General features: G+C 63.4%; 16 protein-coding genes. 9 read left to right on the top strand and 7 right to left on the bottom strand.

Features of this window, described 5'->3' with window-relative positions:
- Window positions 1-8 precede the first annotated feature (8 nt).
- Window positions 9-1,178, top strand: coding sequence for an iron-containing alcohol dehydrogenase (locus CDO35_RS03960; RefSeq protein WP_099522667.1), 1,170 nt, complete (start codon window positions 9-11; stop codon window positions 1,176-1,178).
- Between the two features lie 75 nt (window positions 1,179-1,253).
- Here CDO35_RS03960 and CDO35_RS03955 read toward each other — a convergent pair whose 3' ends face one another.
- The 6 genes from CDO35_RS03955 to CDO35_RS03930 all read right to left on the bottom strand — a co-directional run bounded on the left by CDO35_RS03955 (window position 1,254) and on the right by CDO35_RS03930 (window position 6,114).
- On the bottom strand, window positions 1,254-1,673 hold the full coding sequence (locus CDO35_RS03955) for a bleomycin resistance protein (protein WP_099522973.1): 420 nt from the start codon (window positions 1,671-1,673) through the stop codon (window positions 1,254-1,256).
- 5 nt (window positions 1,674-1,678) lie between these two features.
- Window positions 1,679-2,212 (bottom strand): hypothetical protein, encoded by a 534-nt coding sequence (locus CDO35_RS03950; protein ID WP_099522666.1) that lies wholly within the window; start codon window positions 2,210-2,212, stop codon window positions 1,679-1,681.
- A gap of 184 nt (window positions 2,213-2,396) precedes the next feature.
- Entirely contained in the window at window positions 2,397-3,662 is a 1,266-nt protein-coding gene (locus CDO35_RS03945; protein ID WP_099522665.1) for an Hsp70 family protein, read from the bottom strand.
- 62 nt (window positions 3,663-3,724) lie between these two features.
- Window positions 3,725-4,702 carry a lysylphosphatidylglycerol synthase transmembrane domain-containing protein gene (locus CDO35_RS03940; RefSeq protein WP_099522664.1) on the bottom strand — a complete coding sequence of 326 codons (978 nt, stop codon included), beginning with the start codon at window positions 4,700-4,702 and terminating at the stop codon, window positions 3,725-3,727.
- Window positions 4,703-4,914: 212 nt separating this feature from the next.
- Window positions 4,915-5,352: a YqaA family protein gene (locus CDO35_RS03935; protein WP_099522972.1), complete on the bottom strand. Its 438-nt coding sequence runs from the start codon at window positions 5,350-5,352 to the stop codon at window positions 4,915-4,917.
- A 33-nt stretch (window positions 5,353-5,385) separates the two neighbouring features.
- Window positions 5,386-6,114 (bottom strand): VC0807 family protein, encoded by a 729-nt coding sequence (locus CDO35_RS03930; RefSeq protein WP_099522663.1) that lies wholly within the window; start codon window positions 6,112-6,114, stop codon window positions 5,386-5,388.
- Window positions 6,115-6,280: 166 nt separating this feature from the next.
- Here CDO35_RS03930 and CDO35_RS03925 point away from each other — a divergent pair, with 166 nt between their 5' ends.
- The 8 genes from CDO35_RS03925 (at window position 6,281) to CDO35_RS03890 (ending at window position 12,417) form a co-directional block, all read left to right on the top strand.
- The gene (locus tag CDO35_RS03925) at window positions 6,281-7,180 is read left to right on the top strand and encodes a substrate-binding domain-containing protein (protein WP_099522662.1); all 900 of its coding nucleotides are present in this window, start codon (window positions 6,281-6,283) and stop codon (window positions 7,178-7,180) included.
- An 88-nt stretch (window positions 7,181-7,268) separates the two neighbouring features.
- Entirely contained in the window at window positions 7,269-8,042 is a 774-nt protein-coding gene (locus CDO35_RS03920) for a substrate-binding periplasmic protein (protein WP_099522661.1), read from the top strand.
- A gap of 53 nt (window positions 8,043-8,095) precedes the next feature.
- The gene (locus CDO35_RS03915) at window positions 8,096-8,851 is read left to right on the top strand and encodes a substrate-binding periplasmic protein (protein ID WP_243699040.1); all 756 of its coding nucleotides are present in this window, start codon (window positions 8,096-8,098) and stop codon (window positions 8,849-8,851) included.
- Window positions 8,852-8,904: 53 nt separating this feature from the next.
- Window positions 8,905-9,906: a type II secretion system F family protein gene (locus CDO35_RS03910; protein ID WP_099522659.1), complete on the top strand. Its 1,002-nt coding sequence runs from the start codon at window positions 8,905-8,907 to the stop codon at window positions 9,904-9,906.
- Between the two features lie 137 nt (window positions 9,907-10,043).
- Window positions 10,044-10,907, top strand: coding sequence for an isocitrate lyase/PEP mutase family protein (locus CDO35_RS03905; protein WP_099522971.1), 864 nt, complete (start codon window positions 10,044-10,046; stop codon window positions 10,905-10,907).
- A 76-nt stretch (window positions 10,908-10,983) separates the two neighbouring features.
- Window positions 10,984-11,250, top strand: a complete 267-nt coding sequence (locus CDO35_RS03900; RefSeq protein WP_099522658.1) for a DksA/TraR family C4-type zinc finger protein — start codon at window positions 10,984-10,986, stop codon at window positions 11,248-11,250.
- Window positions 11,251-11,325: 75 nt separating this feature from the next.
- Entirely contained in the window at window positions 11,326-11,769 is a 444-nt protein-coding gene (locus CDO35_RS03895) for a hemerythrin domain-containing protein (protein ID WP_021487915.1), read from the top strand.
- 102 nt (window positions 11,770-11,871) lie between these two features.
- Window positions 11,872-12,417 (top strand): REP-associated tyrosine transposase, encoded by a 546-nt coding sequence (locus tag CDO35_RS03890; protein ID WP_099522657.1) that lies wholly within the window; start codon window positions 11,872-11,874, stop codon window positions 12,415-12,417.
- 110 nt (window positions 12,418-12,527) lie between these two features.
- Here the strand turns inward: CDO35_RS03890 and ureC are convergent, their stop codons facing one another.
- Window positions 12,528-14,228, bottom strand: coding sequence for an urease subunit alpha (ureC, locus tag CDO35_RS03885; RefSeq protein ID WP_055984174.1), 1,701 nt, complete (start codon window positions 14,226-14,228; stop codon window positions 12,528-12,530).
- Between the last annotated feature and the right edge of the window lie 14 nt (window positions 14,229-14,242).

Below are 14,242 nucleotides of genomic sequence, written 5' to 3'. Positions count from 1 at the left end.
CGCGCGCCATGGACCTGAATCAGTACCGCATGAACTGGAACTACCCGACCTCGATGCGCGTTGGTGTTGGCCGCATTGCTGAGCTGGCCGAGGCCTGCCGCCTGCTCGGCATGCGCGCGCCGCTGCTGTGCACCGACCCAGGCTTGGCGGCGTTGCCGATGATCGACGCGGCGCTGCGCCAATGTCGTGATGCCGGGCTGAAGGCCGGGCTGTTCTCGGCGATCAAGGGCAACCCCACCAGCAGCAACGTGATGGACGGTGTGGCTGCGTTCAAGGCTGGCGGACATGACGGCGTGATCGCCTTCGGCGGCGGCTCGGCACTGGATGCCGGCAAAGCAATCGCCTTGATGGTCGGTCAGGATCGGCCGCTGTGGGATTTCGAGGACGTCGGCGACAACGCCAGCCGGGTCAAGGTATCCGGCATGGCGCCGGTGGTGGCGGTGCCGACCACTGCCGGCACCGGCTCGGAAGTCGGCCGCGCCTCGGTGATCACCGACGATGCCGCGCATATCAAACGCATCATCTTCCACGCGCGCATGCTGCCTGCTCTGGTGATTCTAGACCCCGAGCTGACCGTCGGCCTGCCGGCGAAAATCACCGCCGCCACTGGCATGGATGCGCTGTCGCACAGCCTGGAGGCGTTCTGCTCGCCACTGTTTCACCCCATGGCCGAGGGCATCGCCCTAGAGGGCATGCGCCTGGTGCAGCAGTACCTGCCGCGTGCGGTGGCGCAGGGCGGTGATGTCGAGGTGCGGCTGCAGATGCTGGTGGCCTCGAGCATGGGCGCCACCGCCTTCCAGCGTGGTCTTGGCGCGATGCATGCGCTGGCCCATCCGCTGGGTGCGCTGTACGACGCTCACCATGGCCTGCTCAACGCGGTTTTGATGCCTTACGTGTTGGTTGCGAACCGCGCCGTGATCGAGCCGCAGATGGAGAAGATGGCGCGCTACCTGGCGCTGCCGGGCGGCGGTTTCGATGCGGTGCTGGAATGGGTGCTGACGCTGCGCAGTGAAGTGGGTATCGCCCACAGCCTGAGCGATATCGGCATCGACGATGCGCGTATCGAGCAGGTCGGGCGTATGGCCGAAGTGGACCCTTCGGCAGGCACCAACCCCATCGCCTATACGGCTGCGCAATACAGCGCATTGTTCGAGAAAGCGTTGCGCGGGACTTTGTAGCCCGGATGTAATCCGGGGGTGGTTGCTGGACTTGCCGAGGATTTTATCCGGGCTACGGGCTGAGCAGTGGGTGCGTCAGCGGTCAAGAACCTGGCTGAAACGCAGCAGGTAACCGTCCGGGTCCTGGACCATCAGCTGGCGCACCCTGATCCAGCTGTCGCCAGTGCGGTACTCCACCGTCTCCGGCGGTAGGCGCAGCGGTACGTCATTGGCGAGCAGTGCCTGGTGCAGCGGTTGCAAATCGACCACGTCGATTTGCAGATTGATGCCGCGCCCCAGCGGGTGATCGAGTGGCAGAATTTTCCAGGGATCGCCTGCTTGTTGATGCGGCTCCATCTGTTCCAGCATCAACGCAGCTTCGCCCAGAGCGATGGCTGCAAAACCATCCTCGGGTCGTTGGTACAGCAGCCTGAAACCCAGCAGCTGTTGGTAGAACCTTAGGCTGGCCTGCAGATCACTGACCTGCAGCTCTGGCGTCAGGGCCGGCAGGCGCATACGGCTCACGCTTGCTCCTGCTCCGCCTGCAAAGCCTCCAGCGCCGGTGCGGCGTAGATGCCCACTTCCACCGCCAGTTCCATCACCCTTGGTAGGTCGCTGGCGTACACGAGCACGGCCTGCAGCTCGTCATCCAGCGGCTCGCTGAAATCTACCAGCACGTAGCCGCCGGTTTCCGGCGACAGCGCCGAGAGCTGCACCTGGATACGGTTGAGTGCTTTCAGTGGCTCGGTCTTGGCCAACTGCTTGGCCTTGAGCACGAACTGCACCTGCGGGCCGAAGGATTCGGTGATGCGCTGGAACAGCTCCTCGTAGCTGTCGGCCTGGAACAGCACCGTTTCCGGCAGGCTGCCGACCACTACCCATTCGCCCAGGGGGATGGGGAATTCGTCGTCGTAGTTGACGTCCGGGTTGGCAGCGAGAAAGGCCGCCGGATCGGCATAGGCCTGCGTGGCCTCGTCAGCGATACGGGCAATCTCGTCCTCGGGCAGGCAGCCGGAGCTTATCTTGGCGATCAGTTCTTCCAGCTGGGCTTTCATTGGGCATGTCCTCGGGGATTAAAGGTTGGCAAGAATATCATCAGGGTGCATGCGGAGCGTTCCGGGTAGGGTGCGCCGTGCGCACGGCGCACCCTACGTTCTTTTGCCGAGAGTTCTTCAGCCGGATTAGTTTGTGCGGGAGGCCAGAATCGCGGCTGAAGCCGCTCCTACAAAAGCGCTGCGCCTAGCCGTAGCGCTTTTTCGCTTCGATGGCCAGGCCGCTGCCGATGCTGCCAAAGGTGTTGCCTTCGACGCTACGCGCATTGGGCAGCATCGCCGCCACGCTCTGGCGCAGCGCCGGTACGCCACTGGAACCGCCGGTGAAGAACAGCGTATCGACCTGGTCGGCCGCCACGCCGGCATCGGCGAGCAATTGCGTGAGGCTGGCACGAATACGTTCGAGCAGGGGCTCGATGGCGTTCTCGAACAAGGGGCGGGTCAGCTCGGCGACCAGGCCCGGCTCGACGCGTGACAGGTCGATGGGACGTGCGTCTTGTTCGCTCAGGGCGATCTTGCTCTCTTCCACCTGCATCGCTAGCCAGTGCCCGGCGCGCTGCTCGATCAGACCGAACAGGCGGTCGATGCCGGTAGCGTCGACGATGTCGTAGCGCATGTTCTGCAGGGCGAGCTGGGTCTTCTGCGCGTACAGCGCGTTGATGGTGTGCCAGGTAGCCAGGTTGAGGTGGTAGCTGGTGGGCATGAAAGCGTCGCTCTTCATCCGGCTGCCATAGCCGAACAACGGCATCACCCCGGCCAGGGACAACTGCTTGTCGAAGTCGGTACCGCCGATATGCACGCCGCCGGTGGCGAGGATGTCGCCCTGGCGCTCGGCCAGGTGATGACGCTCCGGTGCCAGGCGCACCAGGGAGAAGTCCGAGGTACCACCGCCGATGTCGACGATCAGCACCAGTTCCTCGCGATCCAGGTTCGACTCGTAGTCGAAGGCCGCGGCGATGGGCTCGTACTGGAACGACACGTCCTTGAAACCGAGCTTGTGCGCCACGGCTACCAGAGTGTTCTGCGCTTCCTGGTCGGCAGCAGGGTCGTCATCGACGAAGAATACCGGGCGGCCCAGTACCACTTCTTCGAAGGGGCGCTCGGCTTGGGCTTCGGCGCGTTTTTTCAGCTCACCGATGAAGAAGCCGAGCAGATCCTTGAAGGGCAGGGCGCTGCCCAGCACGGTGGTTTCGCTCTTCAGCAGCTTGGAGCCCAGCAGGCTCTTGAGCGAGCGCATCAGGCGGCCTTCGTAGCCTTCCAGGTATTCGTGCAGGGCCAGGCGACCGTAGACCGGGCGGCGCTCCTCTGTGTTGAAGAAGATCACCGAGGGCAGGGTGATCTTGCCGTCTTCGAGTACCAGCAGGCTGTCCTGGCCGGGGCGCAGCCAGCCGACGGTGGAGTTCGAGGTGCCGAAGTCGATGCCGCAGGCGCGGGCGGGAGTGGAGAAAGACATGAAACGCAGGCCATGAAAAACGGCCGCGCATTCTATGTCAGTCGCGCGGCGACGGCGAGCCGTCAGGACGGCAGGTCAAGGCTCTCTTCGCGCTTGCGCTTCCACTGCGTCCATTCGAAGCCCAGCACCACCAGCAGTGACAGTGCGAACGGCAGCAGCAGATAGAACACGCGGAACACGATAAGCGCCGCCAGCACATCGGCAGCGGGAATCTCCGGCAGTGCGGCGAGGAAGGTCACTTCCAGCACGCCCAGGCCGCCAGGTGCATGGGACAGCAGCGCCAGGGAGAAGGAGGCGAGGAACACGCCGAGCACCACCAGATAGCCGGGATGATTGTCGGCCGGCAGGGCGAAATAGATGATCGCCGCGGCGCAGAGCAGTTCCAGTGGCCCGGCCAGCAACTGGCGGCTGACGATGGGCAGGCGTGGATATTCCACATGCAGCTTGCCCAGCGTCCAGGGTTTGAACTGGCGCCAGGAGCCCAGCACGTAGAGGCCGACCAGGCACAGCAAGACACTGCCGATGACTACCGAGGCCAGAGGCGTGACATTGGCGACGCGGTGGATCAGGTCGGGCTGAGCGATCAGCACGCAGCCGCTGGCGAGCAGGGTGCCGAGGGCGAAGGTAAAGGAGCAGAAAACGATGAGGATGCCGATTTCCTGAGGCGTCAGGCCCTTGCTGCGGTAGGCCCGGTAGCGCACCACTGCGCCTGAGAACACCGAGGCGCCGATGTTGTGGGCCAGGGCATAGGTGGTGAAGGAGCACAGGGTGATGAAGCGCCAGGGAATCTTCTTGCCAAGGTGAGCGACGGCGATGCGGTCGTACCAGGCCAGTGCCCAGTACGCGCCGAGGGTGGCCGCTGCGGCAAGCAGCCAGTTCATGTGGGAGATCGCTTCGATGCTGCCCTTGATCTCATCGAGGGAGATATTGCGCAACTCGCGATACAGCAGAAAGCCAGACAGCACCACGGCACTGAGTCCGATCAGCGTCCAGATCAGGTCGCTGCGCTTCAGTTTTGGTTTGGCTTCTACGACAGACACCGCAATTCCTCGCTCGCTGGGCCCCGAGGTAGTGGGGCCGCATGCCTCTGTGGGAGGCTGCTGTTCATCGGCCATCCGGCCATTGTGCAACGGCCGGTGGCGGATCGTGCCCGCGCGGCGCGCTGCGCAGTATCAGGGAGGCGCAGCCTGTACTCAACTGGCAAGCACATTCGCACCCTCTTGTAGTTGTGTCAGCGGTTGTCCTGATACGTTCATATCCATGCCAGCGTCAGCGCCGCCAGCACGGCGTAGCGGCTCGCTTTGGCCAGGGTGACGATGGCCAGAAATACCCACAGGCGCTCGCGCATCACGCCGGCAACCAGCGTCAGTGGGTCGCCAATCACCGGCATCCAGCTCAGCAGCAGCGACCAGCGCCCATAGCGCGCATACCAGCCCTGTGCCTGCTGTAGCCGAGTCTGGCTGACCGGGAACCAGCGGCGCTCGCGATAGTGCTCGATGGAGCGGCCCAGCAGCCAGTTGACCCAGGAGCCCAGCACATTGCCCAGAGTGGCCACCAGCAACAGGGCCCAGAGCGGATGTTGGCCGGCCAGCAGCAAGGCGACCAGCACCGCTTCGGACTGCAGCGGCAACAGCGTCGCCGCGCCAAAGGCGGAGAGAAATAGAGTCGGGTAGGCGGAAAGCCCAAGCATGTTCAGCGCGGCCGACCCGAAGGTCGGCACTGATCAGGGCTTCGACTCCTGACCGGTGTTGGCCATGATTTCTTCCAGGCTCAGGCCGGTCAGGCCGTGAATGGTCTTCCACAGGTAGTAGAAGATGGCCATCAGCATGATCATCGAGGGAATGGCGATCATCGGGTAGCTGAGCAGGGTCATGCGTCCCAGCTCGTCGTTGAACGCCTCGGTACCGGCCGGGCTGACCACAATCCACTTGGCCAGCACATAGTTCATGAATGACGAGAAGAAGAAGGTGCCGCTGAGCCAGTAGGTGGCGCGCATCAGGCGCGTCTCGAAGTGCTCGACATGGCCGCCTTGCTCCAGACGGTCGTGGATCTTGTCGATATTGAGCACGGTCTTGTTGAACAGCAGAGTGCGGATCAGTGGGTAGCGGGTACGGGTCGAAACGAGTACGGCGATGCCGATCAGGCCGGGGATCAGCGCTTCCTTGACTGCCAGCCACTGGGTGTCGAGCTTGAGCAGGCCAATGCCGCCGGTCAACGCGACGCTGATCAGACCGAGCAGGGCGATGAAGTTGAATTTGCGATATTTGATCAGCTCGAACGCGCCCCAGGCCAGCGGGAACGCCAGGGCCAGGATCAGCGCACCATCGGCGCCGAGACGGTGCTCGCCACTGAGCTTCATCAGGATGAACGAGGGAATCAGGATGCTGATGGCCAGATCGATCAGCGGGCGGGGCTTGTGCGTCGGGGTACGGCTGTCAGTAGTGGCGGTCATGGTAGCTGGAGTCTGCGTAGGAAGCCCGATGATCGCCTGCCCGGCGCGTCAGGGCTAGCCCGACCGTCGGTTTTGAATGTGAAAAAGTATGAGTCGACAGCTTGCCGACAGGCGTCGCAGTGCCGCATGGCGATGCTAAAGTGATGGCAGGGGCTGGGAGTTGAACATGCTAAGAATCATCCCTTTCATTTGCCTGTTGCTGACGGCCGCGCCTGCCTGGGCGCGTGACTGCATCGGTATGGTGCCGGCCGGCACGTCGGCGTTCTGGAGCGAACTGGAGGCCGGCGCGAGACGCACCGCTGATGAGCTGCAATTGGAGCTCTACACACGCGCTCCGGTCCAGGAGGGCAGCGTCGAGGTGCAGTTGCAATTGATAGATCGCGTCCTAGCACAGGGTTGCAAAGCGCTGATCATCGCTCCGGCTGGCGACGTTATCGATATTCGGATCACGGCCTTGCGCGCCGAGGGCATCCCCACTGTCTATGTCGACCGCGACATTGCGGGGGACGGCGCTTATGCGTTGGTGGCGACTGACAACTTCCTCGCCGGTCAGTTGGCTGGGCAACAACTGGCCGAGCGTCTCGGGCGAGGTGGCAGAGTTGGGATGTTGCGTTTGCGGCCAGGGCTGCAATCGACCGAGGAGCGTGAGCGCGGCTTTCTGCTGGCGGCGCAGGCGACTGGGTTGCAGGTGGTGTTCGATACCTACTTGGGGGATGACCGCCAGCGCATCGCCGAGGCCCTGAGCCAGCAGTTGCCCAAGCTCGACGGCCTGTTCAGTCCCAATGGCACCAGCAGTCGGGCAACCCTCGCTGCGCTGCGCCAACTGGGCAAGGCCGGTACCTTGGACTTCGTCGGTTTCGACGGTGGCGACCTGCTGTTCGATGCCGTGCGCAAGGGTGAGATTCATGCCCTGTTGCTCCAGCAGCCGCAGGCCATGGGGGATCATGCGGTGCGCCTGGTGCACCGGGCCCTGAGTGGCGAACGCGCCATTTCGCGCCTGCAACTGCTGCTTGAACCGCGTGTAGTGACCGCCAGGGATTTGGCTGAAATGACAGCCCCGCAATAGCCTTGGTGATGGGCCAGGTGCGGGTTTATGATCCTTGTTCTGGCCGTCCTGAATTCGCTGTAGGGCGCGCTCTAGACGGTGGCGTGTGATGAATCTGAAGTGCCCGGTAGCCGTTCTGTTGTTGTTTTGCGGCCTCTGCGCCCATGTGGCGGCTGCCGATTTGCGGCTGTATACCGAAAACTATCGACCCTTCAGCTATCTCGAGAATGGCAAGCCGAGTGGCATGGCTGTGGCCGTGGTCGAGGAGCTGATCCGCCGCACTGGCGAGACGGCGCATATCGAACTGGTGCCCTGGACACGCGGCTATCACCAGGCTCGCCATCAGGCCGACACGGCATTGTTCTCCACCGTACGTACGGCGCAGCGCGAAGCTGAGTTTCAGTGGGTCGGACCGATCGCGCGCGGCTATACGCGTTTCTACACGCACAAGGATGCTGGGCTTCGAGTCGCCAGCCTCGAAGACGTCCGGCGCCTCGGCACCCTGGCGATTCCCAAGCAGTGGTACAGCTACGAACTGTTGCGCGAACAGAACCTGGATAACCTGTATGGCGTGTCGACGCCTCAGGACATGCTGCGCATGTTTCGCCATCGCCGGGTCAAGCTGCTGCTGGCCAACAACCTGACCCTCGACGGCATGCTCGCCGAGCAGGGCATGAATGCCGGGCAGCTGCAGGAGCAGTTCGACCTGATGCCCAACGACTCCTATATCGCCTTTTCCCTGAACACGGATCCGGCGCTGGTGGCACGTTGGCAACAGGCGCTGCAGCAGATGCGCCACGACGGCAGCCTGGAGCGGATCTACCGCCACTGGTTTCCCGCGGCCGATGAGCGCACCTTGGTCGACTTGCTGCGCAGCGAGTGAAGCGGCTGCACGGTGCGCCCCGGCTTGCTAGGCTGCAAGCGGGAGGGGCGATGATGGCCAAGTGTATTGATCGATGGCTATGTGTTCTGCTGCTGGCGCTGTGCGCTCCGGTACAGGCACAGCTGCGTCTGCTCACCGAGGATGCGCCGCCGATGAGCTTCATGCGCGAGGGCGAACCGAGCGGTCTTGCTGTCGAGGTGGTCAGAGCATTGCTGGCGCGTACCGGCGACACTGGACAGATCGAGCTGATGCCCTGGACGCGCGCGCTGTACCTGGCCCAGCAGCAGGAAGATATCGCGCTGTTTTCCACTGTGCGTACAGCCGAGCGTGAGGACCGATTCCAGTGGGTCGGCCCCATTGTGGTCGGCACTACCAGTTTCTACTCGCTCAAGTCCCGCAACCTCGTCATCGACACGTTGGCGCAAGCCGCTGCCAGCGGACCTCTGGCACTGCCCAAGCAGTGGTACACCTTCGAAACCCTCAGCGCGAAGGGCTTCACCAACCTCTATGGCGTACCCAGTTCGAAGCAGATGATGACCATGCTCAAGCATGGCCGGGTCAATCTGATCGCCACTGAGGATTTGACCCTGGCTGGCGAGTTGGCCGCTGTCGACCTCAAGCCGCAGGACGTCACCGCGCACGTGCCGTTCATGCGTTCGGCCTACTACATCGCCTTTTCTCCGCAGACCTCTGTGGTGCGCGTGGTGCGCTGGCAGCGCGCATTACAGCAGATGCATGAGGACGGCAGCCTGGCGGCGATCCTGAAACGCTGGTTGCCGCATGCGCCGATGCCGCCCATCGCTCCGTAGCGCCTCGCGCGGCGACTGGTTAACCTGAGCGCTGCAATCCACCGAGTCTGATCATGTCGCGTCGTCATCTCACCCTCGATCTGCGCAGTCGCGCCGGCTTGTTCGCTCACCTTGGCGCGATGGAGCGGGCGGGCGTGCCCATCGATCGAGCGCTGGCCAGTCTGGATCTCGGTGCGCGCCACGAGGCCGCCGTCAAGCGCCTACGGCAGATGGTCGGCGGCGGACGCGACCTGGCGACTTCCGGCCAGTTGAGTGGCGTGTTCACGCCATTCGAAAGTGGCCTGGTCCGAGCCGCGCAGGAGGCCGGGGCATTGGCGCACATCTACGAGCAATTGGCGCAGCGCTACGACGAACAGGCGCGTTATGCCGCAGAGTTGAAGTCACGTCTGCTGTTGCCGGCCGGGGTTTTGCTGCTGGCGCTGGCGGTCAAACCCTTGCCTGCTTTAGTTGGGGGAAGTCTGAGTGGCGCGGGCTACCTGGCGGCTGTGCTGATGCCGATCTTGTGGTTGTCGGCATTGCTGTTCGGCGTACGAGCGTTGTGGCGACGCTGGCAACAGCGGCGAACCGATCAACCGGGCCCGCTGGACGATCTGCTGCTGGCTCTGCCGGTGTTGGGCAGCCTGCGGCGCCGGGCGGATGTCCGTAATTTCTGCGACAGCCTCGGGCTGCTGCTGGAGGCCGGGATGCCCGTGCTCGACGCCCTGCCGCGCGCCTGCAGTGCAGTGAGCGGCGCGCGGCTGCGGCGGGATTTCGCCAACCTGGCACCACGGGTCGCGGCTGGTCAGTCGTTGGTGCGCGCTTTCGATGGGCTGAGCTTTCACGGCAAAGCCATGCTGATCGGCGTGCTCAATACCGGTGAAGCCACCGGTCGGCCCGGTGAGGCGCTGCTACGTTTCGCCCGCCTGCAGGCGCAACAGCTGGCTGCGAGCCAGCAGATGCTGGCGAGCTGGGCGCCACGCCTGTTCTATTTGGTGGTCGCCATGTGGATGGCATACGGCCTGCTGACCGGTGGTGGCTTCTTCCCGGCGCTGCCGGCGGAGTTGGCTGGCCGATAATTTGCTGGTTATCGACCACGGCGCTTCGTTTGAAAGCTGACAGCAAGTGCCTTGCGCTAGCATTCGTCACGTCTACGCCATTACTAAAAAGAGAAAAAAGCGATTCAACCGACTTTGGAATACGCCCCATGCCCATCCTGCAACGTGCATCCCACCATGAGCTACGCAGCGCCTTTCGTGCCCTGCTGGCTTCCGACCGCTGCTATCACACGGCTTCGGTCTTCGATCCCATGTCCGCCCGCATCGCCGCTGATCTCGACTTCGAGGTCGGTATCCTTGGCGGCTCCGTCGCCTCCCTGCAGGTACTCGGTGCGCCGGACTTCGCCCTGATCACTTTGAGCGAATTCGTCGAGCAGGCGGCGCGTATCGGCCGCGTCTCGCGCTTGCCGGTAATCGCCGATGCCGACCACGGCTACGGCAACGCGCTCAACGTGATGCGCACCGTGGTCGAGCTGGAACGCGCCGGTGTTGCCGCGCTGACCATCGAAGATACCCTGCTGCCGGCCCAGTTCGGCCGCAAGTCCACTGATCTGATTTCCATCGAGGAGGGCGTCGGCAAGATCCTCGCCGCGCTGGAAGCCCGCGTCGATCCGGATCTGGCGATCATCGCCCGTACCCATGCCGGCGTTCTGGAGGTGGACGAAGTGATCCGCCGCACACGCGCCTACGAGGCCGCCGGTGCCGACGGCATCTGCCTGGTCGGGATCAAGGATTTCGCCCACCTGGAGCAGATCGCCGCAGGCCTGAAGGTGCCGCTGATGCTGGTCACCTACGGTAACCCTGAACTGCGCGACAACCAGCGCCTGGCGCGCCTCGGCGTACGCATCGTGGTCAACGGCCACGCTGCCTACTTCGCCGCGATCAAGGCCACCTACGACTGCCTGCGCGAACAGCGCGGTGCGCAGCCGTGCGACCTCAATGCCACCGAGCTGACCCACAAGTACACCATGCCCGAGGACTACATCCTTTGGGCCAAGGAGTTCATGGAAGTCCGCGAGTAGCCTGTGGCGACCGGCTGCACTTGCACTTCGCATTCTCCGGGCGCATATCTGTTCGGAGAGTGCGAGGAGGTCGAATATGGCAGGTGGTTGGGCAAGCGACGACGCAGTGCAGGAACAGATCGACAGCAGCATCGAGGACGCCGTTGCGCGTGCTCGCAGCCAACTGCCGAAAGGCGAGAGCCTGCATCATTGCGAAGAGTGCGACGCGGTGATACCCGAGGCCCGTCGCCAGGCAATTGCTGGTGTGCGCCTGTGCGTGAACTGCCAGGCCGAGCACGACCGCGAAAGCGCGGCGTTCAGCGCCTACAACCGTCGTGGCAGCAAGGACAGTCAGTTGCGCTGAGCAAGCGGTACGGCACCTATTCGCTTCCTGCTGGTCTAGTGCTACTACGACCGTGACTCAGGAAGAGGTGCTTGCATGACGATTTTCGAAGCCTTACGCATCAGCCACGACATCCAGCGCGAACTGGCGCAGAAACTGATCGCTACCCAAGGCGACAGCGCCGAGCGCCACGCCTTGTTCTCTCAGCTCAAGCAGGAACTGGCTGTGCACTCGGTGGCCGAAGAACGCCATTTCTACATTCCCCTGATGCAGCAGGACGCAGGCGTCGACCTGTCGCGCCACGCGATTGCCGAGCATCACCAGATGGACGAAATGATCGAGGACCTGGAAGAGACCGACCCCAGCAGCCCCAGCTGGCTGGCGCAAGCCAAGGCGCTGGCGGAAAAGGTCGAACATCACCTCAAGGAAGAAGAGCACACCTTCTTCCAGATGGCCGGCAAGCTGCTTCGCGACAAGGAGAAGCAGCAACTGGCTGGTGATTACCTGAACGCCTACGACGAGATGAAGCAGGCGTCCTGAATGGGCTAGCCTCAATGGCAACGGCGGGTTTCACCCGCCCTACACATGACCGTAGGGCGGGTGAAACCCGCCACCTATCACATCTGCAACAAGGACGTTGCCATGCCCGACTACCGTCGCGCCGCCATTGCTGGTGGCATCTATTTCTTCACCTTGGTCAGCGAGCGGCGCCAGCCAATCCTCACCCATCCCGATATTCGCCAGGCTTTGCGCGAGGCGATCCAGGTGGTACGCCTGACCCAGCCCTTCGTCATCGACGCCTGGGTATTGTTGCCGGATCACCTGCATGCCATTTGGCGTTTACCGCCCGATGACATGGATTTCTCCAATCGCTGGCGACTGATCAAGCGGCATGTCACCCATGCGTGCGGCAAGACTTACCTACGTGCCGATCTGCTGAGCGAGCGTCGTCAGGCAAAGGGGCAGGGCACGCTTTGGCAGCAACGCTTCTGGGAACACCTGATCCGCGATGAGTGCGACTACGCCCGGCATTTTGATTACCTGCATGGCAACCCGCTCAAGCATGGGTTGGTGACGCGTGTGCAGGATTGGCCCTGGTCGTCGTTTCACCGCTGGGTGAAGCAGGGCGTTTACCCCATCGATTGGGGCGGGGATACGAGCCTTGATGAGCTGGGTGTCGGGGAGTGAACCGGTGAATGAATTGGCGGGTTGCAACCGCCCTACAGGTTTGCGCAGATGATCAATCACCTACCCGTAGGGCGGGTGAAACCCGCCATTTGTCGTTTCAGCCAGGGATGTCAGAACAGGAAATACCGCTGCGCCATCGGTAGCACTTCGGCCGGCTCGCACCAGAGCAACTGGCCGTCGGCCTTGACCTGATAGTTCTGCGGATCGACCTCGATGTTCGGCAGGTAGCCATTGTGGATCAGGTCGGTCTTCTGCACCTCGCGGCAGCCTTTGACCACGCCGATTTTCTTCTGCAGGCCGAGCTGTTCGGGCACGCCCGCTTCGAACGCCGCCTGGCTGATGAAGGTGATACTGGTGGCATGGCGGCTGCCGGCATAGCTGGCGAACATCGGTCGGTAGTGCACCGGTTGCGGCGTCGGGATCGAGGCGTTGGCGTCGCCCATCAGGCTGGCGGCGATGGCGCCACCCTTGAGGATCAGCGTTGGTTTGACGCCGAAGAAGGCCGGGCGCCAGAGCACCAGATCGGCCCACTTGCCTACTTCGATTGAGCCCACTTCATGGCTGATGCCGTGGGTGATCGCCGGGTTGATGGTGTACTTGGCGATGTAGCGCTTGGCGCGGAAGTTGTCGTTACCGGGTACGTCCTCGGGCAGCGGGCCGCGCTGCTGCTTCATCTTGTCAGCGGTCTGCCAGGTACGGGTGATCACCTCGCCGACGCGGCCCATGGCCTGGCTGTCGGAGCTGATCATGGAGAACGCGCCGAGGTCATGCAGGATGTCCTCGGCGGCGATGGTTTCGCGGCGGATACGCGATTCTGCGAAGGCCACGTCCTCGGCGATGCTTGGGTCGAGGTGGTGGCAGACCATGAGCATGTCCAGGTGCTCGTCAATGGTGTTGCGGGTGAACGGGCGTGTCGGGTTGGTCGAGGACGGCAGCACATTGGGGAAGCCGCAGGCCTTGATGATGTCCGGGGCGTGGCCGCCGCCAGCACCCTCGGTGTGATAGGTGTGGATGGTGCGGCCCTTGAACGCGCCGAGGGTGGTTTCGACGAAGCCGGACTCGTTCAGCGTGTCGGTGTGGATCGCCACCTGCACGTCGTACTGGTCGGCCACGGAGAGGCAGTTGTCGATGGCGGCCGGGGTGGTGCCCCAGTCCTCGTGCAGCTTCAGGCCGATGGCGCCGGCCTTGACCTGCTCGATCAGCGGCTCGGGCAGCGAGGCATTGCCCTTGCCGGTAAAGCCCAGGTTCATCGGGAAGGCGTCGGCGGCCTGGAGCATGCGCGCCATGTGCCAGGGCCCGGAGGTGCAGGTGGTGGCGTTGGTGCCGGTGGCCGGCCCGGTGCCGCCGCCGATCATGGTGGTGACGCCGCTCATCAACGCTTCTTCGATCTGCTGCGGGCAGATGAAGTGGATATGGGTGTCGATGCCGCCCGCGGTGAGGATCATGCCTTCACCGGCGATCACCTCGGTGCCCGCGCCGATGGCGATGGTCACGTCCGGCTGGATATCCGGGTTGCCGGCCTTGCCGATGGCAGCGATACGGCCGTCCTTGAGGCCGACGTCGGCTTTGACGATGCCCCAGTGGTCGATGATCAGGGCGTTGGTGATCAGCGTGTCGACCACATCGGCGGCGCACAGCTGGCCCTGGCCCATGCCGTCGCGGATCACCTTGCCGCCGCCGAATTTCACTTCTTCGCCATAGGTGGTGAAGTCCTTCTCCACTTCGATCCACAGGTCGGTGTCGGCCAGGCGCACCTTGTCGCCGACGGTGGGGCCGAACATGTCGGCGTAGGCTTGTCTGCTGATCTTCATTGGCTCGTCCCGTA

It is taken from the genome of Pseudomonas sediminis (assembly GCF_002741105.1).
Lineage (GTDB): Bacteria > Pseudomonadota > Gammaproteobacteria > Pseudomonadales > Pseudomonadaceae > Aquipseudomonas > Aquipseudomonas sediminis.
Note: the sequence above shows the minus strand (reverse complement) of the source record. Positions and strands in the feature narration are given on the sequence as shown.